The sequence below is a fragment of the Pantoea sp. SYBGC1 genome (assembly GCF_057197005.1).
This window is the reverse complement of sequence record NZ_JBXUNM010000002.1, coordinates 154,760-175,945: the sequence shown is the minus strand read 5'-3', so window position 1 is coordinate 175,945 and position 21,186 is coordinate 154,760. Positions and strand designations below refer to the sequence as shown.

Below are 21,186 nucleotides of genomic sequence, written 5' to 3'. Positions count from 1 at the left end.
GAAATCACACTCCGGACATAGGGTAAAAACGAAAACTATTTTGAGTCGTTGCTAAGCTCTCAAAGCTGCTCAGGAACATCCGGTATTGAACGCTTTTCACCCATTAGCCCGTTAGCGATATCAATGGCAATTTTCACCCGCTGTTTAACTTTGTTCGATGCAAATTTTCCGATCCCGAATATTCGTCCATTGCATAGAGAAAACATCGGTTATCCCCCAAGAGTAACTCGATCAAGGGCTTAACTAAAATCTGACCCCTTGACCACTTTTATCAGGTAGGTGATAATATGACCTCATGACCACAATTAGTGAGGTTAGTATGAAAGTCCTGAATGTAGCCGAATCGAAAGCTCGTTACTCTCAGGTTTTGAGCTCAGCAAGTAGCGGTGAAAGTTTCATCATTGCTAACCACGGCGATCCGATAGCCATGATCGTTCCTTATAAATCAGCGCCTCTGTTAAACCGTGTTGGCTTTCTGGATCACAAAAAGTATGCCATTCCTGAGAATTTCAACGATTTCATGTCAGATGAAATTCAGTCGATGTTTGAAGGTGGCAATGACTAGTCCTGTAAGAACGCGGAACATCTTTAATCGCTATCTTCTTGATACTCACTATCTTATCCGGGCTTGCGCAGACTCTAAGCGTCTTCCGCAAGCCTGTTTCGATCTGATTGTTGATCCCTTAAATGAGCTCTATTTTTCCGCCGCATCTATTCATGAAATCGCCATAAAATTCGCATTAGGGAAACCTTATTTTACGGTTGATCCAGAAGAGATTTTGCGCGGCTTGCTCGCAAACGGTTATAACGAACTTCCCATTTCATCACATCACACCGTAAGTCTTAAACGTTTGCCTCGTGATATGCACGGCGATCCGTTTGACCGGCTGATCGTTGCTCAGGCGAACATGGAGGCGCTGACCTTAATCACGGATGATGAAAAAATTATTCGGTATTGTTCAGATTACATTCCGATGAAAACGTTCTGATAAAAACACCCCCGTCCCGAGCGGGTTTTTTTATGGTCTAAATTCATGCCTGAAACACTGACCGGGATCGAGTGGGGCGGCGTGCCTGGTCGCACCTTCGGCAAGGTTCATTACCGCAGCATTACCCGCACACAGGAAGCAGCCAAAGCCCTCGCTGCGACGATTTAAGGCTTTGAGTCTTTTATGATCCCAGACGTAAACGTGGCATTACATTCTCTGCTTTTCCTGGAAAATATATTAATTCAATGCGATCTCATTTCTGGTCTCAGACGCCGATAAGCCAGAAAACCGCGTTCAGAACGGATTCTAAATTATTGTTTATAAGTAAGGAGAAGCCTTAAACAGCCGTTTTTTGCAGCGCAAAATTCAAGCTCATGAAGAGAGCCTTAAAAGGCTCTTCTTGACGGCGTGATGCGGCTTGAATAAAACTAAAGATGTCGGGGGAGTCTCGCCACAGAGACTGAGAGGCTGATAGCGCAACCGCGCGGTTCAGCGACCCTTTGAACCTGACCCAGTTGATACTGGCGTAGGAAGACTGAGGGCGCCAGACCGGTGCCGTCCGGAATGCTGCCGCAAACGGCTGCATCTCCTTATCTCCCTTCCTGTATCCGCGGGTCTCAGTCAACACTGAGAGGCCGATGTGACCCTGTTTTTTTATCCGGAAAACCGACAATGAGCCGCTGGAGCGTCTTAGGCGCAGGCGTCAGCGGGCTATGCGTGGCAACCCTGCTGGCGGAACGCGGTGAATCTGTTGAAGTGATCGATGACGCGCAGCGTCCGCCCGCATCCTGGTATGCCGGTGGCATGCTGGCGCCCTGGTGTGAAGCAGAAAGCGCGCCCGCTGAAGTAATTTCACTGGGTCAGCATGCCGCGCGCTGGTGGCAGCAGCGCGTAAGCTGCGTTGAGCATCAGGGCACGCTGGTGCTGGCTCCGCCACGCGACAGTCAGGAGCTGAACCGTTTTGCGCGCCTGACTCACGCGCATCAGTGGGTCAATCCGGCAGAAGCAGAGCCGGCGCTGGAAGATCGCTTCGCACGGGGGCTGCTGTTTGCGGGCGAAGCCCATCTCGATCCCCGGCTGGCGCTCACTGAGCTGCGTCAGAAGCTGGAGGCGCACGGAGCAACGTTCCATCACTCTGCGCCTTCCGGCCAGATCATCGATTGTCGTGGCATTCATGCCCGCGACGCGCTGCCCTCGTTGCGGGCCGTGCGCGGTGAAATGATCATCTTACAGAGTCAGGATCTGCACTTTTCGCGGCCGATTCGTCTGCTGCATCCGCGTTTTCCCTGCTATCTGGTTCCGCGGCGTAACGGCTGCTTTATGCTGGGTGCCACCATGATCGAGAGCGACGATGACAGCGCGATCAGCGCCCGCGCCATGATGGAGTTGCTGAGCGCCGCCTGGGCGATACATCCGGCGCTGGCTGAAGCGCGCATTATTGAGAGCGCCAGCGGTCTGCGGCCCGCCTGGCCGGATAACCTGCCCGAAATTCGTTATGAAAACGGTATTTATTATCTTAACGGCATGTATCGCCACGGCTTCCTGCTGGCGCCGATGCTGGCAGAGCAGCTGATGCAACAACTGATTCAGGAGACCCCTTATGCAAATCCAGCTTAACGGACAGATCGTCGAAACCCAGGCGCAGACAGTGAGCGAACTGCTGCAGGAGCAGCAAATCGACGCCAGCTGCGTGGCGACAGCGTTGAATGGCAACTTCGTGCCCAGAAGCGCTTACTCCCGTCAGCCGCTTGCAGCAGGCTGCCAGCTGGAAGTCCTTTCACCGATGCAGGGAGGGTAACGCATGTTTTATGACTTTACGGGCGCATCGCGCTTTCTGCTGGGTACTGCAGGGTATCCGTCACCGGCCATTCTGCAGCAGGCGATAGCGGCAGCGGGCAGTGAAATTATTACCGTAAGCCTGCGGCGTGAGGGCAGTGCGGGTGCCGCGTTTCGCGAGCTGCTGGCCAGTCTAAACGTTCGCGTACTGCCCAATACCGCAGGTTGCCACACGGTGAAAGAGGCGGTAACCACGGCGCATATGGCGCGCGAGCTGTTTAATACTGCCTGGATCAAACTTGAGGTGATTGGGCATGCCGATACGCTGCAGCCCGATCCGTTTGCGCTGGTGGAAGCCGCACGCATCCTGTGTGCTGAGGGATTTAGCGTGTTTCCCTATACCACGGAAGATCTGATTGTTGGCGAGAAACTGCTGGCTGCCGGCTGCGAGTTACTGATGCCCTGGGGCGCACCGATTGGCTCAGGGCAGGGCCTGCGTAATATTGACGGATTGCGCGCCATGCGGGCGTGGTTTCCGGATACGCCGCTGATTATCGATGCCGGGATCGGTGCACCCTCCCAGGCGGCGCAGGCGATGGAGCTGGGCTTTGACGGCATTTTGCTTAACACTGCCGTCGCGAAAGCGGGCGATCCTATCCGCATGGCAGCGGCGTTCAGCCAGGCCATTACTGCGGGGCGCAGCGCCTGTGAGGCAGGGCTGATGGAAAAGCGCGATATGGCGATGGCGTCAACGCCGGTATTTGGTCTGGCCACACTAAGCTGAGGAGAACAGGATGGAACGCTATCAGCGACAGATGATACTGCCGGAAATCGGTGAATCAGGGCAGCGTAAGCTGGCGCAGGCGCGCGTGCTGGTAGCCGGCGCGGGCGGTCTGAGCGCGACGCTTCTGCCGCAGCTGGTGGGGGCCGGCGTGGGGACGCTGCGTATTTATGATGCCGATGAAGTGGCGTTGCATAATCTGCATCGCCAGACGCTCTTTACGCAGCAGGATGTCGGGCACTCAAAAGTGCTCAGCGCGCGTCAGGCGCTGACGCAGCGTAATCCTGAGGTCAATATCGAAACCTGCGCACAGGCGCTGACGGCCAGCAACATCGCGCAGGCTATGGCTGACTGTTCGCTGGTCATCGACGCGGCCGACAATTTTGCCGTGACCTGGCAGCTTTCAGACGCCTGCTATGCGACCGGCACACCGTTTATCAGCGCTTCAGTGCTGGGCCGGCAGGGCTATGCGGGCGGATTTTGCGGAGGTGCGCCCAGCTACCGGGCGCTTTTTCCCCGGCTGCCGCGTACGGCTGCCAGCTGCAACACGGCAGGAGTGATGGGGCCGGCTGTGGCCGCGCTTGGCGCCATACAGGCGCAGATGGCGCTTACGGTACTGCTTGATCTGCAGCCATCTCCGCTGGGATTACTGGTTAACTGCGATTTTGTGAACTGGCACTTTCGCGCGTTTCGCTTTGATGAAGCGCAGGAGCCTGTCGTGCCGGGCGTGCCCTTTATCGACTGCTCGCTGCTTACCACGGCAGATTGTATTGTTGAGCTACGCAGCCGGGATGAAGCGCCCCATAGCGTGGCAAGCCAGGCTGAGCGTATTTTACCGGCAGATCTGGCGGCCTGGCAGCCACCCGCTGGCCGGCGCATCGTGCTGGTTTGTGCCAGCGGTATACGCGCCGCACAGGCGGCCAGCGAGCTGGCGGAGCGGGGCTATACGGACCTGGCGATTCTGGCGGCCAGCAGCGGTTAGCCGGCGGCAAGTTTTTCGGAAAATACTGGAATCCTGTGACTGTTATCACATGAGAAGCCACGCTAAACTAAACGCTTCTCATTTTGCTAAGGGATGATCGTCACAATGCTTTCACGTTTTACACTGGCTTCTTTAGCCGCTGCCTTACTGCTTACCGGCTGCGCCCGTCATCACGCTGATGAGATTGCCAGCACCGCGCCGGCAGAGGTGAGTGCTGCCGCACCGATTGAGAACAGCAACACCGACACGCCCTTTGCCAGCGGACCTACGGTGATCAACGTTTCACACCTGGTTACGCGCACGGATGATGGATCGGCTGTGTATGTCACCGTTGACGGCCAGGAAGCGGGCATGCTGAAAAAAGGTGAGAATAAAGAGATCCGCGTTGCGGCAGGCAAGCATGAAATTGGCGGCTATGTACAGACGCTGTTTGGTTTTGGCAAAGTCACCATCCCGGGCGTTGATATCACCACGGATGCGGCTAAGCCGAAACATGTGGTTTATTCAGTGACCCGCCAGCGTCCGCAGTTCAGTGAAAGCAGCACGCCTCCCGATAACTCCTGAGAAAGTGCGGTGCTGCAGCACCGCTCCCTCCCGCGATATTCATGTGCCTGTCTGACATCAGCTCAGCAGCGCATGAATAACATCGATGACATTGATTACCACAATAAACAGCACAATGTGCGTGAGCAGGTTGCGCGATCGGGGTCTGGAATAAGACATTATCTATCCTGAATAGTTAGCCTGACAAATATGTGCTGTTGCTTACTATTACTGATTCAGAATAAGAATACCATGCCAGACCATCTTAAACCGGAGGCGGATAAGGGTTACGCGTCAGGAAAAGCTGACCGGCTCTGGTTTGGCAGCCTGGAGGCGACAGAGAATAGAGAGGAATCCGAACGGGATTATCCGTGGTACTGGCGCTGATAAGCGGGATATTACCGGTTAACCGGTGTCTCAGTCATTAATCTTTGCCCGGCAGCGACACGCTGTTTTGCAGATGCTGACGTAAGTGATGGTGCAGGGCGCGAATCGCTGGCGAGAATTGCCTGCGGTGCGGACAGATCAGATGCAGCGGCGTCGCCTCCCCTTTCACCTCAGGCAGAATCAACTCCAGCCTCCCCTGATGTACATCCTCAGCCACGTCCAGCCAGGACTTATAGGCGATACCCATTCCTGCCAGCGCCCAGCGGCGTGCGACTTCCGCGTCATCACACAGAAGGCGACTTTTTACCGTGATAAGCTGCGCGCCCTCCGCCTGCGGAAAACTCCATTTATCATACACGTGGCCTCCCATCATAAACGGCAGACAGTGATGGCGGGTGAGATCGGTCAGCGCGGCAGGCCGGCCATGTTCAATGAGATAATCGGGTGATGCGACCAGTACCCGCCGGTTATTTTCAGCCAGCGGCAGCGCAACGTAGCTGCTCTCCTCTAATTTGCCGTAGCGAATAGCGATATCTACCGGATCGCGGAAGACGTTACTGACCTGATCGGAGAGTGAAAGGCGCAGCTGCAATCCGGTATGCTGACGGCAGAAACGGGTCAGTAAGGGCAGCAGGATATGCCGCCCGATATCAGATGGCATCGCAATTTTCAGTTCACCGCGCAGTTCGTCGTCATGACGCTGCAGACTCTCTGCACCTGCCTGCATCAGCGCCAGCATCTCCTGTGCAAAAGGCAGATAGCGCTCACCCTCGGCGGTCAGCCGCAGACTGCGCGTTGAGCGTGCAAACAGGCGGCGATCGAGATCGCGCTCCAGCCGCTGAATCGCCGCGCTGACCTGACCCGGCAGCAGGTTTGCTTCGCGCGCGGCACGGGAGAAGCTGCCCAGCGCAGCTGAGCGGACAAACAGCGTAATATCTTCGAGACGAACCATGACGTTTTTACCTGGCAAACCGGATTTTCACTCTACGAGTGAAAGTCTTCCCCTGCAACGTCGATTTTTCCATGCGCCATTGCCCGCTATGCTTGATGGGTACTCAGAAAATCTGTCAATTACCATGGAGATAAGGCATGAAAGCCATTGTTTATAGTCAGAACGGCTTACCCATTTCGGATGAAAATGCGCTGTATGACGCTGACGTTGCCAAACCTCAGCCGGGCGCCCGCGATCTGCTGGTCAAAATCAATGCCATTGCGGTGAATCCGGTCGACACCAAAGTACGTAAAGGCGCCGCCACTGAGCAGCCGCGCATTCTGGGCTGGGATGCCGTCGGTGTGGTAGAGGCGGTGGGTGAAGCGGTTACGCTGTTCAGCCCGGGCGATGAGGTGTTTTATGCCGGCGATATCAGCCGGGCCGGCAGCTACGCAGAGTATGGTCTGGTGGATGAGCGCATCGCCGGCCACAAACCGCGCTCCCTGAGCGACGCCGATGCGGCTGCGCTGCCGCTGACGTCACTTACCGCGTGGGAGCTGCTGTTTGACCGTCTTGAGGTGCAGGCGGATGAGAACGCAGCGCTGCTGATTGTGGGCGCGGGCGGGGGAGTCGGCTCTATTCTCACCCAGCTGGCACGCAAACTCACCGGGCTGACAATTATCGGTACGGCATCACGCCCTGAGACTGAAGAGTGGGTGCACCAGCAGGGTGCGCATCACGTTATCAATCATCACCAGCCGCTGGCGGAGCAGCTGCGTGCGCTCGGCATTGACACGGTGAAGTATGTTGCGTCGCTGACCCATACCGACAGCTACTATACGCAGCTGATTGAGGTGCTGGCGCCGCAGGGTAAGCTGGCGCTGATTGACGATCCGGAGACGCTGGATGCCATGCCGCTCAAGCGTAAAGCGATTTCATTACACTGGGAGCTGATGTTTACGCGCTCGCTGTTTGAAACGCCGGATATGCAGCGCCAGCATGAGATTCTGCAGCGTATCAGCCAGCTGATTGATGATGGCACCCTGCAGACTACCGCCGGGGAGCATCTCGGCAGCATCAATGCGGCTAACCTGCGCAAAGCGCATGCGCTGATCGAGAGCGGACGCGCGCGCGGCAAGCTGGTGCTTAGCGGTTTCTGATAACGTGATTCACCCGGCACGGAGCGGCCGCTTCGTGCCTGTTTTCGGTCAGGAAAACGTCACCCGCCGACTTAAGCTAATCTGATGGCCGTCGTAATTTTCGCTAACCCCCTAACTATTATAAGAATTTGCTCTGCAAATCGCGGCTGCCGCTCTGGCTGAATGCTGCGGGTCATGATATGACTGCTCTCTCTGCTTTCAGCCTTCCGGAGAGAATTATGTATAAGCGAATTTCACTGGCTCTGCTGCTCTCGTACTGCGCTATTCAGTCAGCCGCGGCGCAACAGACGCTGCGTTTTGGCGTCGATCCCACCTTTCCGCCCTTTGAATCTAAAGCCAGCGATGGCTCGCTGCAGGGGTTTGACATCGATCTCGGCAACGCCATTTGTGCCCAGGCCAAAGTGAGCTGCAAATGGGTTCAGATTGGTTTTGATGGCGCTATTCCGGCGCTGCAGGCGAAGAAGTTTGACGCGATTTTATCAGCCATGTCGATGACGGAGAAACGACGCGAGCAGGTTGCATTCAGCGATATGCTTTATGTCACCCCCAGCGCGCTCATCACCCTGGCTGACAGCGCCCTGACTGATGACATCGCCACGCTGCGCGGTAAAAACATCGGCGTAGCGCAGGGGACTATTCAGGAAACCTACGCGCAGACTTACTGGGCACCGAAAGGCGTCAGCGTGGTCTCCTATCCCAACCAGATGGAGATTTATCCCGATCTCGTTGCCGGGCGCCTTGATGGCACGCTGGCGAATGCGGTGTCTGCCGATCAGGGCTTCCTGAATACCGCAGAAGGAAAGAAATATGTGAATAAAGTGACCCTGACCGATAAAGCCGTATTAGGTAACGGCGTAGGAATCGGGCTGCGCAAAGATGATGTCGCAAATCTTAAGCTGATTAATGCGGCCCTGGCAGAACTGCACCGCAACGGTACCTACGATCGTCTGGCGCAGAAGTATTTCAAATATAAAGTTTACCCCTGATCGGGCTCTGTGGATCCGTTATCTGCCAGCAGGAGAATTATGCATAACCTGACCGATTATCGCGCGCAACGTGCCCGGTTTCTTGCTGCCGTTGAGCATAAAAAAGGGGTGCTGCACACCTGGCAACATCCGTTATGCGGTCCGGCCGGTGAAGCACTGTTTACCGATCTTGCCGTGATTGGCAACCCGCACGCCTCGCGCGTCATGCTGATTATCTCCGGCACGCACGGCGTGGAGGGGTATTACGGGTCGGATAATCAGATTGCGTGGCTGAACAGTCTCGATGCGGCCCGCTTACCGGCAGAGTGTGCCGTGATGCTGATTCATCTGCTGAACCCGTGGGGAGCGGCGCATCTGCGGCGCGTCAATGAAGAGAATATCGACCTGAACCGCAATTTTATCCCGTTTAGCGCGCCGCTGCCGGATAACGCTGACTATGCACGCTATCACGCCTTTTATCACGGCGAGCGGGCAGAGGCGGATCGGCTGCTGGCTGCCGCGCTGCAGCGCGACGGCTGGCCGGCGATCAAGCGGGTGGTGGAGGCCGGACAGTATCAGCACGCTGATGGCCTGTTTTATGGCGGAGAGCACGCCAGCTGGTCGCAGCAGACGCTGCAGAAGATTGTAACCGGCCATCTGCTGCGGGCAGAACAGATCCTGAGTTTTGATCTGCATACCGGCGCAGGCGCATGGGGACACCCGATGCTGCTGGGCATTGCGCAGAAGCGGGTTCCTGTGCACGCCTGGGGACGCGAGCTGTATGGCGAATGGCTGACGCTGATCGGCACCGGCAGCGGGCAGGAGAGCGCCACCGGCGTCACGGCAACGGCCACCGGTTACGTCTCGCAGTTTCTGCTGGACCAGCTGCCGGACGGCGCCATCCTGCCGCTGGTGGTGGAGTGTGGCACTTACGCGGGTGAGGAGATGCACCGGCGGGTGCGGGACGATCACTGGCTGCATTTAGAGGGCGATGTGCAGAGTGCGGCCGGGCAGGCTCTCAAACAGCAGCTGGTTGAGGGGTTCTGGCCACAGGACCGCGACTGGCGCGAGCTGACGGCATTCCGCACACAGCAAATTTTCCGGCGCGGCTGGCAGGCGCTGCTGTCACAGCCGGCCATAAAACGTCATGCGGGCGGTCTCTGACAGCGCAATTCCCGGCTGCGTATTGTAAGCGAGCACCGCCAGCATGCGGGTGATAGCACCTTCGGTCGGCGTCACGCGATGAAGCGAATTGCGTCCGCGAAACAGCACCAGATCGCCCGCCTCAATCGCCAGCGCATCCGGCGTGCGGGCTTCATTGAGCACTGCGGCGACGCCCTCGTAGTTCATCTCGCCCGCGTCAGCATTGCGCAGATCGCGCACGTACTGGAATATGCCGCCCGCCTGCGGCTTCTGCAGCAGCAGGGTAATGGCAAAGGAGGAGTTGTCGAAATGCCAGCCCAGCTCCTGACCCTGCGCGGCATAGTGCAGGTTGATTGACGAGAGCGGATCGGCATAAGAATAGAGGGCGCTCTCGTTCAGCACGTCGCAGAGAAACTGCTTAAACAGCGTGTCGTTATAAAGCTGACGCAGCGGTGAGTCGTGAGCGATCGCCTCATCGGTAATACAGCCTTTGGTGCTGATAACATCGCGGTTACGGGGATGGTCTGCGCTTAGGGTCTCGTCGGTTTTCAGCAGATAGACGTTATGTTTGCTGCGGGTGTGCCAGGCAAGATGGCGCTGCGCGTTTCCTTCTGTAATGATGGCCTGCAGCGCTGCCGGCTGCAGAAACTGCCGCAGCACCAGGGCGCCGTGTTGTTCCAGCTGCGCACGACACTGCGCGCGCCAGTCAGCGTCCGCCAGCGGATGCAGGTCAAAACGTATTAATCCAGACATAGTGCGGTTCCCGATAGCAACAGTGTACTGAAACTCTACGTTGCTGCGGCGGGAATGCGTAACGATAAATCATTACTGCCCTGCTAAGGAAACGTTAATGTCCGTCAGTGCTTCGCGTCTGCCAAAAATCAGCCTTATTCTCGCGTTCAAAGCTGCTGCAGAGCTGGGCAGTCTTGCAAAAGCAGCCGCGCACCTGGCGCTGACGCCGGCGGCAATCAGCCAGCAGATCCGCCAGCTGGAGACGCTGCTGGGTCACGCTCTGTTTGTGCGCACGCAAAACGGAGTCATGCTGACAGAGAGCGGCCGGGCCTATCTGCGCTATGTCTCAGAAGCGTTTGATATTTTGCGGATGGGGCAGCTCAGTCTGCGCCAGGCGGCCAGCCGGCCCACGCTGACCCTGTACGCACTGCCGGCGCTGGCGTCAAAGTGGCTGATGCCGCAGCTAAACCACTGGCGCGCGTCCTGTCCCGCGAGCGACCTCTGCCTGCATGGCACCCATGCGCAGGTCGATTTCAGCGCCACGCCGGCTGATTTCGCCATCGTATTCGGAGACGATCGCTATCCGCAGCTGGAGAAACAGCGGCTGTTTCATGACGAGGTGCTGCCGGTAGCCAGCCCGGCGCTGCTGCAGCGCTTCCCGGGCGAGCGGCTATTTAACCAGGCGCCGCTGATCCATCTTGACTGGGGCAATGAGGGACGTTTCCTGCCGGACTGGCAAAGCTGGCTGCAGGCGCGCGGCTATGGCGAGCCCGCGCCGCAGCCCGCTTTCACTTTTAACCTCACGTCGCTGGCGATAGATGCTGCGGTTGCGGGTGCCGGGCTGCTGCTGGGCCAGCGGCGTCTTATTACCGCTGAGCTGGCGCGGGGCGATTTGATTATCGCAGACAGCTTTAGCCTGCCGCTCAGTAAGCCCTACTATCTCGCCTGGCCGCAGCGTACACTGCAGCAGCCCGACGCCCGGGCGCTGATAGAGTGGCTCACTGCGCTTGCTGCCGCCTGATTTTACCCGCACGCTGTAGCCAGATAATCTGCACCGCTGCCGGAAGGGACCAGACTATGTCAGAAAATAAAGATTGGGTTGAGCTGCGACGCGACCAGGAGACCGGCATTGAGAGTATCAATGCCCACTTCAGCGGTCACGCTTACGACGCACACGATCACGATGAGCTGCTGGTCGGGGTAACCCGGCAGGGACTGCAGCGCTTCAACTGCCGCCGCGCGCTGCATACCAGTACCCCCGGCCGCGTCATCCTCATTGAACCGGGCGCGGTGCACGATGGCCACGCGCCGGAGGCTGAGGGTTTTACCTATGTCATGCTTTACCTGCCGCAGCCGTGGGTGGCTGACATGATGCAGCAGCGCGGGCAGGGGGATATTGCCCGGATCGGCGGCGCATTCCGGCATACGCTGACCGACGACGTGCAGCTTGCCCGCGCCACTGAAGAGGCGTGGTATGCCATTCATCAGCGCGAAGGGCGTCTGGCGCGCGATCAGACGCTGGAGCAGTTGATCACACTTCTGTCGCGGCATCTTGAGCGGCGTCCGGAGCGGCCTGAAACGGCGGCACAGCGTCAGATGCTGCTGCTGCGCGACTATCTGCATGATTTTATGGCGCAGGATATCGGACTCGACGAGCTTTCACGCCTGGCCGGGCTGGATCGCTTTCGCCTGACGCGCCAGTTCCGGCAGGCGTTTGGTCAGACGCCGCACGCTTACCTGGTACGCCTGCGGCTGCGCGCGGCGCGCGCGCTGCTGGCGCAGGGCGTGGCGCCGGTTGAGGTCGCTGCCCGGACCGGTTTTGCCGATCAAAGTCATCTTGGCCGCTGGTTCCGGCGCGCCTGGCATATGACGCCGGCGGCCTATCAGCGGGCGTGCACAAACGTTCTATACGGCGCACCGCCGCATCAGGAATGATAGCGTTTTCCTTCTGAAAGAGAGCGTTAAGCCATGTCTGACACTAAAATTGCCCTGATCGTACGCGATGATTTAGCCACCTGGCAGCGTCTGAACGTGGTGGCGTTTATCGCCACCGGCCTCGCCGCCGGGGCACCGGAGATGCTGGGGGAACCCTACATCGACGCGCAGGGACGTCACTATGGCCGGATCGCCGGACAGCCGATGCGGGTATTTTCCGGCAATCTCGCTGGCCTGCAGCGCGCACATCGCCAGGGGCTGGAGCGTGAACTGACGCTGATACCCTACGTAGAAGCGATGTTTTCTACCGGCAACGACGCGGCCAACCGCGAGGTGTTTCTGGCAGAAAACGCGCAGGAGATGAACCTGGTTGGCCTGGCGCTGTTTGGCCCGAAAAAAGCGGTCGACAAAGCGATCAAAGGGCTGGCGCTGCATGAGTAGTCAGCCCGGCTGACGCAACGTCATCCGCCACGCACCGAGCCGCGCCAGATCACCTCTGCCTGATAAAGACGCGACGCGGGCGGCTCTCCATCCGCACCGGAGGCGTCGTGCTCGCCCGATTCCGTGGCGCTAAGCCAGGCCACGGCGTCACGTGCAAACTGCTCTACCGGCTGTGCAAAGGTTGTCAGGTTATAGGACGCCCAGCCCGCCTGCGCAATGTTGTCATAGCCGAACAGGCAGAGATCGTCCGGCACCTGCAGCCGGAAGCGGTGACGCGCTTCATCCATTACGCCGCAGGCGATAAGGTCGGTTACGCAGAATATCGCATCAGGCCGCTGCGCGCGCGTCAGTAGCCGGTGTGCCAGAATCTGTCCGCTCTCATAAGAGGTTGTCCCAAACCTTTCAACGGTGACGTGCAGACCAGCGGCATCCGCAACGGCCAGAAACGCCGCTTCGCGCTTCTGCAGGCTGGGCGTACCGGCCAGAGAGTTAGCAAAGGCAAGATGGCGGCAGCCCGCGCGCTGAAAGGCCATAACGGCGGTTTCAGCAGCGCTTTGCGCATCCAGATGAATGCTGAGCGAGCCTGGCAAGGTTTCATCGCGGTTAATCAGAATGATGCGCTGCCCGTGCCGGTAGCACTGGGCGGTGATGGCACGGTCCGGCATGCCTGACAGGATGATCGACGCGTCGGCGCGGAAGTTGATCGCCTGCAGCAGCGCGGCCGACACGCTGCTGTCAGAGCGATCGGTATTGATCACCATCGCGACCTTACCCGCCTCCTGCAAAAATTGTGTCAGCCAGCGCACCAGCGTCGCGCGGTAGGGCGTGGCGATCTCTGAGACGATCAGGCAGACAATACCGCTGCGGTTACGCACCAGGCCGCGTGCCAGATGATTCACGTGATACCCCAGCTCTTCTGCGGCTTTCATCACTCTGGCCCGCGTAGCAGCAGAGACGCTGGCACCCGGCGTAAAAGCACGCGAAACGGCCGACCGCGAAACACCGGCCCGCGCTGCCACATCCTGCGCGCTGACGCCCGCTTTATCGTTTTGCATTAGTACGTCCTCAACTCCCGTCGCATAACTGAGTCTGCCGCAAATTGCAAAGCTGTGCAAATTATCCCTGAGCATAAATGTTGCATTTTTGTGACACGGGCAGTCAATTGCAGAGCGCAGCGTTTGACAGCCTATTTTCTGTCCGTTACTAATTTGCACACACGTGCAAATAATAATTAATGCGCACCCTCTGCCCGACAGGAGACTACTATGCGAACCCTATCCCTTGCCGTTGCTCTCACTCTCTCAGCGGCTGGCCTGCCGCTAACCGCCTCAGCCGCGGGCAATCTCAATATGATCTGTTCAGCGGATGTGGTGGTGTGCGAACAGATGACGCGTATCTTCAGCCAGAGCCATCCTGACATCAAAGTGAGCATGGTGCGGCTGTCAGCTGGTGAAGCCTACGCCCGTCTGCGCAGTGAAGCGCGTAATCCGCGTACCGATATCTGGTGGGCCGGCACCGGCGATCCCCATATGCAGGCGGCGGCGGAAGGACTGACGCAGGTCTACAAATCACCGCTGCTCGATCAGCAGCAGCCGTGGGCGCAGAAACAGGCGGAAAATGCGGGTTACCGCACCGTGGGGATCTATGCGGGTGCGCTGGGCTGGGGATACAACACGAAACTGCTGGCAGAGAAAAAACTGAAAGAACCCACCTGCTGGGCCGACCTGCTTGACCCGGCCTTTAAGGGCGAAATTCAGATCGCCAATCCCAACTCCTCCGGTACCGCTTACAACACGCTGGCCACGCTGGTACAGATCATGGGCGAGGATAAAGCCTTCGATTACCTGAAAAAGCTCAATGCCAATATTTCACAATATACCAAGTCGGGTTCGGCACCGGTGAAAGCCGCAGCGCGCGGTGAAGCGACGGTCGGCATTGTGTTTATGCACGATGCCGTCGCCATGCAGGTTGATGGCTTCCCGATAAAAACCGTTGCGCCGTGTGAAGGCACCGGCTACGAAATCGGCTCGATGTCAATTGTGAAAGGCGCACGCAATCTGGCGAATGCCAAAGTCTGGTATGACTGGGCGCTCAGCGCAGAGGCGCAGTCGCATATGAAAGAGGCGAAGTCATTCCAGCTGCCCTCTAACCGCAAAGCGGAAATCTCAGAATATGCGCCGCGTTTTGAAAATATCAAACTGATCGATTACGACTTCAAAACCTATGGCGATACGGCCAAACGTAAAGCGCTGCTCGGCCGCTGGGATAAAGAGATCGGCTCTGGTGCGCAGTAAATCCACGTCTGCAGACAGATATTCCGGGCTGGTGCAGATCGTGCCAGTCCGCTCCCTCCCGTTCGAGGTGTTATATGAATGCACATAATCGCCGTCTGACAGGCGCACTGCTATCGGGGGTTGTAGCGCTGACGCTGCTGCCCTGGTACAGCCTGGAAGCGGGTTTTTTTGATACCGGCTGGATCCTGTCGCTCTGGCGTGATGAGGCCAGCGCGCCGGCGCTGTGGCAGCTTGCTGCACATCCGTGGCTGTGGGGGGCGCTGACGCTCTGGCTGTTGTGCGGTGTCAGTGGCCTGCTGCCGGTCAGGCAGCGCAGCGCGCTGCTGCTGCTTTTCAGCGCGCTGGGCGTACTGTTTCTGATTATTGAAGGTCACGCCATTGGCTACAGCGGCTGGAGCTGGCTGTGGCTGGAGAATCAGTTTGGCACGCTGGAACAGGGGCAGCCTGCAATGGGCGCAGGCGCAATTTTACTGCTGACCACCTTCTTGCTGCTTTTCGCCTTTGCGCTGGCCGAGCGCGGCGTGCTGAGAGGGGATGCGTTTGTTGTGGCGGCGCTGGTGCTGATCACCGCGCTGGTCAGCGTATTTGTGCTCTACCCGGTGCTGAGTATGTTTGTGGTCTCCGTGCAGGACGTTGACGGCAGCTTTCAGCCCGATGGGCTGTTAGCTAATCTGCAGGACCCCTCAATCTGGAGCCTCTCCTGTCTGGCGGGCGGCAGCTGCGGGACAGCCTGGCGCACGCTCTGGCTGGCGCTGATGACGGCGACCGGCTCCACGCTGCTGGGTCTCGCGTTTGCCCTCGCCGCCACGCGCACGCCGCTGCCCTGTAAAAAAGCGCTGCGCATGCTGACCATTCTGCCCATTATCACGCCACCGTTTGTTATCGGACTGGCGCTGATCCTGCTGTTTGGCCGTTCGGGGGTGGTAACAGAACATCTGGCCGCGCTGTTTGGCATAGAACCCGGGCGCTGGCTCTATGGCCTGACCGGGATCTGGATCGCGCAGGTGCTCTCTTTTACACCCATCGCTTTTCTGGTGCTGATTGGCGTAGCCGAGGGCGTCAGCCCCTCGCTGGAAGAGGCGTCGCAGACGCTGCGTGCCGATCGCTGGCGCACTTTCAGCCGCGTTTCTCTGCCGCTGATGGCGCCGGGCCTGGCAAACGCTTTTCTGATCAGCTTCATCGAAAGCATGGCCGATTTTGGCAACCCGATGGTGCTGGGTGGCAGCCACGGCGTGCTCTCGACAGAAATTTTCTTCTCGGTAGTAGGCGCCCAGAACGATCCGAGCCGGGCGGCGGTGCTGGCGATGATCCTGCTCTGCTTCACGCTGGCGGCCTTTGTGCTGCAGCGCCTGTGGCTGGGCGGCAAAAACTTTGCCACCGTGACCGGCAAAGGGGATGGTGGCCAGCACAGCCAGCTGCCGCGGCTGCTGCGCGGCGGCGTCTATGGGCTGGTGATCCCGTGGGGCCTCTTTACCCTGGTGGTCTACGGCATGATTCTGGTCGGAGGCTTTGTGCAGTCGTGGGGCCTGAACAGTGCGCTGACGGTTGAGCACTACGTGCGCGCTTTCCGCGTGAGCATCAGCGACGGACACCTGCTGTGGAGCGGGGTGGCGTGGAACTCCTTCTGGACCACGCTGGAGATAGCGCTGATCGCCGCGCCGCTCACCGCAATTGTCGGGCTGCTGACCGCCTGGCTGATTGTGCGCCAGAAGTTCGCCGGACGGCAGACGTTTGAGTTTCTGCTGATGCTGAGCTTTGCCATTCCCGGTACGGTTATCGGCGTGAGCTATGTTATGGCTTATAACCTGCCGCCGCTGGAGATCACCGGGACGGCGATGATCCTGATCGCCTGCTTTGTCTTCCGTAATATGCCGGTAGGCGTGCGCGGCGGCATTGCCGCCATGAGCCAGCTTGATAAAAGCCTGGATGAAGCGTCGCTGACGCTGGGCGCCAGCAGTTTCCGCACGCTGCGCAAAGTGGTACTGCCGCTGCTGAAACCGGCGATCAGCGCCGCGCTGGTCTACGCCTTTGTACGCGCGATTACCTCCATCAGCGCCGTGATTTTCCTCGTCAGCGCGCAGTACAACATGGCGACGTCCTACATCGTTGGCCTGGTAGAGAATGGAGAGTATGGCGTGGCTATCGCGTACTCCACCGTACTGATCTTTGTCATGCTGCTGATTATCGGCCTGTTCCAGTGGCTGGTGGGTGAGCGCCGGCTGCGCCGCGTGGCGCGCCCGGTGGATGTCGCCGCTCCACCCGTTGCTCCATCCTTAACGCAGGAGAGTGCTGTATGAGTGCCATCAAAGCAGGTTCCGTTGTATTTGAACACGTCACTAAGCGTTTTGCCGGGTTTAACGCGCTGCCGGATCTCTCGCTCACCGTGGAGCCGGGTACGCTGGTGACGCTGCTGGGTCCTTCCGGCTGCGGTAAAACCACGACGCTGCGCCTGCTCGCCGGGCTGGAACATCCTACCTCCGGACGGATACTGATTGGCGGTAAAGATGTCACCCATCTGCCCGCTAACGAACGCGATGTGGCGATGGTCTTCCAAAGCTACGCGCTGTTTCCCCACATGAGCGCGCTGGAAAATATCATGTACGGGCTGCAGTCGTCCGGGATGGCGAAGCGTGAGGCGCAGGATCGCGCGCGTGAAGGCCTGAAGCTGGTAGGACTGGAGAGTCAGGGGCAGCGCCTGCCATCAGAATTGTCAGGCGGCCAGCAGCAGCGCATTGCGGTGGCGCGCGCGCTGGTGCTGGAGCCGCAGGTGCTGTTGCTGGATGAGCCGCTTTCTAACCTGGATGAACGGCTGCGCCGCCGGGTACGGACCGATATCCGCGATTTACAGCAGCGGCTTGGTTTTACGGCAGTGTATGTCACGCACGATCAGGAGGAGGCGCTGGCGGTATCCGACAAAATCATCGTCATGAAAGAGGGGGATATCGCTCAGCAGGGCGCGCCGGAAACGCTTTACCGCAATCCGGCCTCAGAGTTTATTGCCGATTTTATGGGAGAGGCGAATATCCTGCCGTGCGAAGTTGAACAGGTCACAGCGAGTGAGGCGCTGATCCGGCTGGGAAATCAGCGCTATCGCGTGCCGGATAACGGCGTACGCGCCGGCACCGCCCGTCTCTCCGTGCGCCCGCAGTTTATTACGCTCAGCGCTCACCGCGCCGGCGCGCTGACGGGAGAGATCACGCACTGCACCTGGCTGGGCGACCATATTGAATATGAAGTGACCACTGAGCTGGGCGCCTTGTTTATCGTCGATGCGCAGATGGAGCAGCAGCTGCCGCTGGCTGCACGGGTCGGCGTCGATTTCAAACCACAGGGGCTGGCTCTGATTGCCGGCTGACAAGAGGATGCGTCATGAGTGAAACATTAAGCAGTGCGCTACAGGCGCGACGGGAGCTGGCTGAGCAGGTTGCGCGGGCGGGAGGTGAAAAGGCTCTGGCCTGGTTCCGGCAGCGCGATTCGCTGGTGGTGGAAACGAAGTACGATCTGCAGGATGTGGTCTCCCGCGCCGATCGTGAAGTGGAGCAGCTGATAGCAGAGCAGATCCGCCTCCGGTTTCCGCAGGATGGTTTTCTGGGAGAGGAGTATGGGCTGCAGCCGGGTTCGTCAGGTTATACCTGGGTAGTTGATCCTATCGATGGCACCAGCCCGTTTCTGAACGGCATGCCTAACTGGTGCGTGTCGGTGGCCGTACTGCATGAGGGAATACCGGTGGTTGGCATTATTTATGCGCCGGTTTATGAAGAGTGTTATGCCGCCTCCCTCGGCGCTGGCGCCACGCTGAATGGCACAATATTGCAGGTTGATCCCGCACGCACTTTGCAGAATCACGTTACGGGTTTTGGTGCAAACAGCCACGTCAGCCCGGAAGAGGTGGGCAGGCTGCTCGCGTCGCTGCTGGCGGCGGGCGGCAACTTTATCCGTATTGGCTCAGGCGCGCTGATGCTGGCCTGGGTCGCTGCAGGACGGGTGGTAGGCTATTTTGAACCCTATATGCACGCCTGGGATTGTCTGGCGGGATATTGCCTGGTGAAAGAGGCGGGAGGCTGGTATCACCCGTTTAATACCGAGGGCGATCGCCTGCTGAAAGGCGCGCAGGTGCTGGCAGTGGCGCCAGGCGCTGAAGCAGAGCTCAGACAGATTGCCGGCGTGTAACTACTATAAGCGGATGCACATTACTGCATCCGTTTTTAGCGCAACCAGAATTCTGGTATGCCAGCATACGGCATCGGTAAATATCCGTTTCATCAGGCTATTTTTCTGAAATAAAGGGTAAACAGGAATTTGTATATTAAAAGATGCCGAATAGCGCGAAATATCTATTGTAATGATATTGTATAAAATTGTCACCATAATAACCTGTTTAAAATTTATTTAATATTACTATTATTAAAATGAATTCTCTTACACGAAAAGGAGAATGTCATGATTAAAATTGATTATAACAGCTATCGTTCTGTAAAAGGCTTTAACCGCCGCGTACGCTTTCTTATTATGCACTACACTGCATTAAATTTTAACGGCTCAGTAAATGCGCTAACGGGCGCATCCGTCAGCGCCCACTATCTGGTGCCCGATTTTACAGACAAAACATATATTGACGCCGGATTTACCGATGAACGTGTATTTAACCTGGTGGATGAGCACGAGCGCGCATGGCATGCCGGCGTCAGCACATGGGCCGGACGAACAAATATTAATGACTCATCCATCGGTATAGAAATTGTAAATGAGGCTAAAAGTAGCAGTGAGGGATTTATTTTCCCTCCTTATCCCGACAGTCAGGTCGAAGCGATAATTTCCCTGGCATATAATATTCTGCAGCGCTATCCCGATATTACACCTACGCAGGTAGTAGGGCACAGCGATATTGCTCCGGGCCGTAAAAGCGATCCGGGCGCAAGCTTTCCGTGGCAGCGATTATATGAAGCGGGCATAGGTGCCTGGTATGATGAAAGTACGAAACAGATGTATATGGAACGTTTTGCTGCCGCGCTGCCGGATAAAAATGAAATCATCAGCAAATTTAAAACATATGGCTATAACACGCAGGAGGCTGCGTCCGCTCACGGCTATCGCGTGCTGGTCAGGGCGTTTCAGCTGCATTTTCGTCAGCAGGATTATGCGGGCGTAATGGATGCAGAAACGGCGGCAATCCTCTATGCGCTGGCAGATAAATATTTTGCTGGTTAACAGGCGCTGCTCTGCCGCACAGCAAGCGGCAGAGCACGCTTCAGGATATGACAAACTCCTGATACCCGGAGTAGATCACATACACCGCGAAATAGCAGAAAATCAGCGCTGAGGCGAGATAAGAGAGCCTCAGCAGCTTCTCACCCAGCATTTTGCCGCCCAGCGCGCCGGTCAGACAAATCACACCGCTCCAGAGTAAACCTGCAATAAAAAAGCCGCTCAGGAATTCTGCTGTGGCACCTGCTCCCTGATTACCCATACGCGCAATCAGCGCGCCGCCCACGCTGGCAAACCAGAGAATGGCGCCAGGCGATGACATCGCCAGTATCACTCCGCGGCGGAATTCCCGTGACAGCGGCTGGCGGGGGACGGTTTCGGCTGCCGGCATGGCAACAGACTTTATCAGCGCGGCGTAAAGCATACGTCCGGCAAACACGATCAGTAGCAGGCCACCGCCAATCCATAACGCCCAGCGCACAGGCGCAAATTGCAGCACCATAGCCATACCCGCCAGCGCCAGCAGGGCATAGATCAAATCACCGATGCAGGTCCCGACACCCAGCCAGAAACCCTGCAGAAAACCGCGCTGCATCGCCAGGGTCAGCATGGCGATATTGGCAAGACCAATATCGAGGCATAAGGAGAGGCTAAGCAAAAATCCATTTGAAAACGGCAACATGGCTCCGTCCCGGGCAGTAAAAAAGCTATTAAATCATCTCTGGCAGGCAGTGTTAATCGCAGAATCAGATTGTTGACTAACTCCTATAGACGGCTTGCAGAATCGTTGCCAGATTGCCCGTTTCCTGACTACGCTGTATCACACCTCTGGTCTGCAGGATAAACATAACGATGTCTATATCTTTCAAATCCGCTGCGTCCGGCGCATTGACGCCGCTTTCCGTAGCACTGTCACTGGCTC

General features: G+C 57.7%; 23 protein-coding genes and 1 riboswitch. Of the genes, 19 read left to right on the top strand and 4 right to left on the bottom strand.

Translation table 11 applies throughout. The features are described 5' to 3' along the window. Positions 1-319 precede the first annotated feature (319 nt). From AC2CF9_RS06300 to AC2CF9_RS06265, 8 genes are all read left to right on the top strand, one after another. Positions 320-565 carry a type II toxin-antitoxin system Phd/YefM family antitoxin gene (locus AC2CF9_RS06300; RefSeq protein WP_150017066.1) on the top strand — a complete coding sequence of 82 codons (246 nt, stop codon included), beginning with the start codon at positions 320-322 and terminating at the stop codon, positions 563-565. Further along, entirely contained in the window at positions 558-989 is a 432-nt protein-coding gene (locus tag AC2CF9_RS06295) for a type II toxin-antitoxin system VapC family toxin (protein ID WP_484556524.1), read from the top strand. The genes AC2CF9_RS06300 and AC2CF9_RS06295 overlap by 8 nt, the downstream gene beginning before the upstream one ends. 45 nt (positions 990-1,034) lie before the next feature. After that, positions 1,035-1,157 (top strand): hypothetical protein, encoded by a 123-nt coding sequence (locus tag AC2CF9_RS06290; protein ID WP_484556523.1) that lies wholly within the window; start codon positions 1,035-1,037, stop codon positions 1,155-1,157. A gap of 261 nt (positions 1,158-1,418) precedes the next feature. Next, positions 1,419-1,539: riboswitch (TPP riboswitch) on the top strand. Positions 1,540-1,661: 122 nt separating this feature from the next. Continuing rightward, on the top strand, positions 1,662-2,606 hold the full coding sequence (locus AC2CF9_RS06285) for an FAD-dependent oxidoreductase (RefSeq protein ID WP_484556522.1): 945 nt from the start codon (positions 1,662-1,664) through the stop codon (positions 2,604-2,606). Further along, positions 2,590-2,787 (top strand): sulfur carrier protein ThiS, encoded by a 198-nt coding sequence (thiS, locus tag AC2CF9_RS06280; RefSeq protein ID WP_040113622.1) that lies wholly within the window; start codon positions 2,590-2,592, stop codon positions 2,785-2,787. The genes AC2CF9_RS06285 and thiS overlap by 17 nt, the downstream gene beginning before the upstream one ends. Positions 2,788-2,790: 3 nt before the next feature. Beyond that, complete coding sequence (locus AC2CF9_RS06275; RefSeq protein ID WP_484556521.1) at positions 2,791-3,549, top strand: thiazole synthase; 759 nt, start codon at positions 2,791-2,793, stop codon at positions 3,547-3,549. 10 nt (positions 3,550-3,559) lie between these two features. Further along, positions 3,560-4,528, top strand: coding sequence for a HesA/MoeB/ThiF family protein (locus tag AC2CF9_RS06270; RefSeq protein WP_150017069.1), 969 nt, complete (start codon positions 3,560-3,562; stop codon positions 4,526-4,528). A gap of 105 nt (positions 4,529-4,633) precedes the next feature. Further along, the gene (locus tag AC2CF9_RS06265; RefSeq protein ID WP_150017070.1) at positions 4,634-5,092 is read left to right on the top strand and encodes a hypothetical protein; all 459 of its coding nucleotides are present in this window, start codon (positions 4,634-4,636) and stop codon (positions 5,090-5,092) included. 403 nt (positions 5,093-5,495) lie between these two features. Here the strand turns inward: AC2CF9_RS06265 and AC2CF9_RS06260 are convergent, their stop codons facing one another. Next, complete coding sequence (locus AC2CF9_RS06260) at positions 5,496-6,410, bottom strand: LysR family transcriptional regulator (RefSeq protein ID WP_150017071.1); 915 nt, start codon at positions 6,408-6,410, stop codon at positions 5,496-5,498. A gap of 137 nt (positions 6,411-6,547) precedes the next feature. Between AC2CF9_RS06260 and AC2CF9_RS06255 the strand changes: the two genes are divergently transcribed. The 3 genes from AC2CF9_RS06255 (at position 6,548) to AC2CF9_RS06245 (ending at position 9,678) form a co-directional block, all read left to right on the top strand. Continuing rightward, positions 6,548-7,549 (top strand): zinc-binding alcohol dehydrogenase family protein, encoded by a 1,002-nt coding sequence (locus tag AC2CF9_RS06255; protein WP_150017072.1) that lies wholly within the window; start codon positions 6,548-6,550, stop codon positions 7,547-7,549. Between the two features lie 218 nt (positions 7,550-7,767). Continuing rightward, positions 7,768-8,535, top strand: a complete 768-nt coding sequence (locus AC2CF9_RS06250) for a transporter substrate-binding domain-containing protein (RefSeq protein ID WP_150017073.1) — start codon at positions 7,768-7,770, stop codon at positions 8,533-8,535. A gap of 39 nt (positions 8,536-8,574) precedes the next feature. Continuing rightward, positions 8,575-9,678: a DUF2817 domain-containing protein gene (locus tag AC2CF9_RS06245; RefSeq protein WP_150017074.1), complete on the top strand. Its 1,104-nt coding sequence runs from the start codon at positions 8,575-8,577 to the stop codon at positions 9,676-9,678. Here the strand turns inward: AC2CF9_RS06245 and AC2CF9_RS06240 are convergent. Further along, a complete protein-coding gene (locus AC2CF9_RS06240; RefSeq protein WP_150017075.1) occupies positions 9,640-10,410 on the bottom strand; it encodes a 2OG-Fe(II) oxygenase family protein in 771 nt (256 codons plus the stop codon). The genes AC2CF9_RS06245 and AC2CF9_RS06240 overlap by 39 nt on opposite strands. A 97-nt stretch (positions 10,411-10,507) precedes the next feature. On the opposite strand from AC2CF9_RS06240, the gene AC2CF9_RS06235 reads away from it, so the two are divergent. From AC2CF9_RS06235 to AC2CF9_RS06225, 3 genes are read left to right on the top strand one after another with little or no spacing between them, the layout of a single operon-like run. Further along, complete coding sequence (locus AC2CF9_RS06235) at positions 10,508-11,410, top strand: LysR substrate-binding domain-containing protein (protein WP_150017076.1); 903 nt, start codon at positions 10,508-10,510, stop codon at positions 11,408-11,410. 56 nt (positions 11,411-11,466) lie between these two features. Then, entirely contained in the window at positions 11,467-12,324 is an 858-nt protein-coding gene (locus AC2CF9_RS06230) for an AraC family transcriptional regulator (protein WP_150017077.1), read from the top strand. 33 nt (positions 12,325-12,357) lie between these two features. Continuing rightward, complete coding sequence (locus AC2CF9_RS06225; RefSeq protein ID WP_040113600.1) at positions 12,358-12,765, top strand: DUF2000 domain-containing protein; 408 nt, start codon at positions 12,358-12,360, stop codon at positions 12,763-12,765. A 20-nt stretch (positions 12,766-12,785) separates the two neighbouring features. Here the strand turns inward: AC2CF9_RS06225 and AC2CF9_RS06220 are convergent, their stop codons facing one another. Further along, a complete protein-coding gene (locus tag AC2CF9_RS06220) occupies positions 12,786-13,820 on the bottom strand; it encodes a LacI family DNA-binding transcriptional regulator (RefSeq protein WP_150017078.1) in 1,035 nt (344 codons plus the stop codon). Positions 13,821-14,030: 210 nt separating this feature from the next. Between AC2CF9_RS06220 and AC2CF9_RS06215 the strand changes: the two genes are divergently transcribed. The 5 genes from AC2CF9_RS06215 (at position 14,031) to AC2CF9_RS06195 (ending at position 20,267) form a co-directional block, all read left to right on the top strand. After that, entirely contained in the window at positions 14,031-15,059 is a 1,029-nt protein-coding gene (locus tag AC2CF9_RS06215; protein ID WP_150017079.1) for an ABC transporter substrate-binding protein, read from the top strand. Positions 15,060-15,133: 74 nt separating this feature from the next. Further along, on the top strand, positions 15,134-17,356 hold the full coding sequence (locus tag AC2CF9_RS06210) for an ABC transporter permease (protein WP_150017080.1): 2,223 nt from the start codon (positions 15,134-15,136) through the stop codon (positions 17,354-17,356). Next, positions 17,353-18,414 carry an ABC transporter ATP-binding protein gene (locus AC2CF9_RS06205; RefSeq protein WP_484556520.1) on the top strand — a complete coding sequence of 354 codons (1,062 nt, stop codon included), beginning with the start codon at positions 17,353-17,355 and terminating at the stop codon, positions 18,412-18,414. The genes AC2CF9_RS06210 and AC2CF9_RS06205 overlap by 4 nt, the downstream gene beginning before the upstream one ends. Before the next feature lie 14 nt (positions 18,415-18,428). Beyond that, positions 18,429-19,229 carry an inositol monophosphatase family protein gene (locus AC2CF9_RS06200; protein ID WP_484556519.1) on the top strand — a complete coding sequence of 267 codons (801 nt, stop codon included), beginning with the start codon at positions 18,429-18,431 and terminating at the stop codon, positions 19,227-19,229. Between the two features lie 270 nt (positions 19,230-19,499). Then, positions 19,500-20,267: an N-acetylmuramoyl-L-alanine amidase gene (locus AC2CF9_RS06195; protein WP_484556518.1), complete on the top strand. Its 768-nt coding sequence runs from the start codon at positions 19,500-19,502 to the stop codon at positions 20,265-20,267. Between the two features lie 40 nt (positions 20,268-20,307). Here the strand turns inward: AC2CF9_RS06195 and AC2CF9_RS06190 are convergent, their stop codons facing one another. Beyond that, positions 20,308-20,946, bottom strand: coding sequence for a LysE family translocator (locus tag AC2CF9_RS06190; RefSeq protein ID WP_484556517.1), 639 nt, complete (start codon positions 20,944-20,946; stop codon positions 20,308-20,310). Positions 20,947-21,186: the final 240 nt, after the last annotated feature.

What these genes read in the sequence shown, in the direction of transcription:
- AC2CF9_RS06300 (WP_150017066.1), top strand. Translation starts at nt 320, where the DNA reads ATGAAAGTCCTGAATGTAGCCGAATCGAAAGCTCGTTACTCTCAGGTT.
- AC2CF9_RS06295 (WP_484556524.1), top strand. Translation starts at nt 558, where the DNA reads ATGACTAGTCCTGTAAGAACGCGGAACATCTTTAATCGCTATCTTCTT.
- AC2CF9_RS06290 (WP_484556523.1), top strand. Translation starts at nt 1,035, where the DNA reads ATGCCTGAAACACTGACCGGGATCGAGTGGGGCGGCGTGCCTGGTCGC.
- AC2CF9_RS06285 (WP_484556522.1), top strand. Translation starts at nt 1,662, where the DNA reads ATGAGCCGCTGGAGCGTCTTAGGCGCAGGCGTCAGCGGGCTATGCGTG.
- thiS (WP_040113622.1), top strand. Translation starts at nt 2,590, where the DNA reads ATGCAAATCCAGCTTAACGGACAGATCGTCGAAACCCAGGCGCAGACA.
- AC2CF9_RS06275 (WP_484556521.1), top strand. Translation starts at nt 2,791, where the DNA reads ATGTTTTATGACTTTACGGGCGCATCGCGCTTTCTGCTGGGTACTGCA.
- AC2CF9_RS06270 (WP_150017069.1), top strand. Translation starts at nt 3,560, where the DNA reads ATGGAACGCTATCAGCGACAGATGATACTGCCGGAAATCGGTGAATCA.
- AC2CF9_RS06265 (WP_150017070.1), top strand. Translation starts at nt 4,634, where the DNA reads ATGCTTTCACGTTTTACACTGGCTTCTTTAGCCGCTGCCTTACTGCTT.
- AC2CF9_RS06260 (WP_150017071.1), bottom strand. Translation starts at nt 6,410, where the DNA reads ATGGTTCGTCTCGAAGATATTACGCTGTTTGTCCGCTCAGCTGCGCTG.
- AC2CF9_RS06255 (WP_150017072.1), top strand. Translation starts at nt 6,548, where the DNA reads ATGAAAGCCATTGTTTATAGTCAGAACGGCTTACCCATTTCGGATGAA.
- AC2CF9_RS06250 (WP_150017073.1), top strand. Translation starts at nt 7,768, where the DNA reads ATGTATAAGCGAATTTCACTGGCTCTGCTGCTCTCGTACTGCGCTATT.
- AC2CF9_RS06245 (WP_150017074.1), top strand. Translation starts at nt 8,575, where the DNA reads ATGCATAACCTGACCGATTATCGCGCGCAACGTGCCCGGTTTCTTGCT.
- AC2CF9_RS06240 (WP_150017075.1), bottom strand. Translation starts at nt 10,410, where the DNA reads ATGTCTGGATTAATACGTTTTGACCTGCATCCGCTGGCGGACGCTGAC.
- AC2CF9_RS06235 (WP_150017076.1), top strand. Translation starts at nt 10,508, where the DNA reads ATGTCCGTCAGTGCTTCGCGTCTGCCAAAAATCAGCCTTATTCTCGCG.
- AC2CF9_RS06230 (WP_150017077.1), top strand. Translation starts at nt 11,467, where the DNA reads ATGTCAGAAAATAAAGATTGGGTTGAGCTGCGACGCGACCAGGAGACC.
- AC2CF9_RS06225 (WP_040113600.1), top strand. Translation starts at nt 12,358, where the DNA reads ATGTCTGACACTAAAATTGCCCTGATCGTACGCGATGATTTAGCCACC.
- AC2CF9_RS06220 (WP_150017078.1), bottom strand. Translation starts at nt 13,820, where the DNA reads ATGCAAAACGATAAAGCGGGCGTCAGCGCGCAGGATGTGGCAGCGCGG.
- AC2CF9_RS06215 (WP_150017079.1), top strand. Translation starts at nt 14,031, where the DNA reads ATGCGAACCCTATCCCTTGCCGTTGCTCTCACTCTCTCAGCGGCTGGC.
- AC2CF9_RS06210 (WP_150017080.1), top strand. Translation starts at nt 15,134, where the DNA reads ATGAATGCACATAATCGCCGTCTGACAGGCGCACTGCTATCGGGGGTT.
- AC2CF9_RS06205 (WP_484556520.1), top strand. Translation starts at nt 17,353, where the DNA reads ATGAGTGCCATCAAAGCAGGTTCCGTTGTATTTGAACACGTCACTAAG.
- AC2CF9_RS06200 (WP_484556519.1), top strand. Translation starts at nt 18,429, where the DNA reads ATGAGTGAAACATTAAGCAGTGCGCTACAGGCGCGACGGGAGCTGGCT.
- AC2CF9_RS06195 (WP_484556518.1), top strand. Translation starts at nt 19,500, where the DNA reads ATGATTAAAATTGATTATAACAGCTATCGTTCTGTAAAAGGCTTTAAC.
- AC2CF9_RS06190 (WP_484556517.1), bottom strand. Translation starts at nt 20,946, where the DNA reads ATGTTGCCGTTTTCAAATGGATTTTTGCTTAGCCTCTCCTTATGCCTC.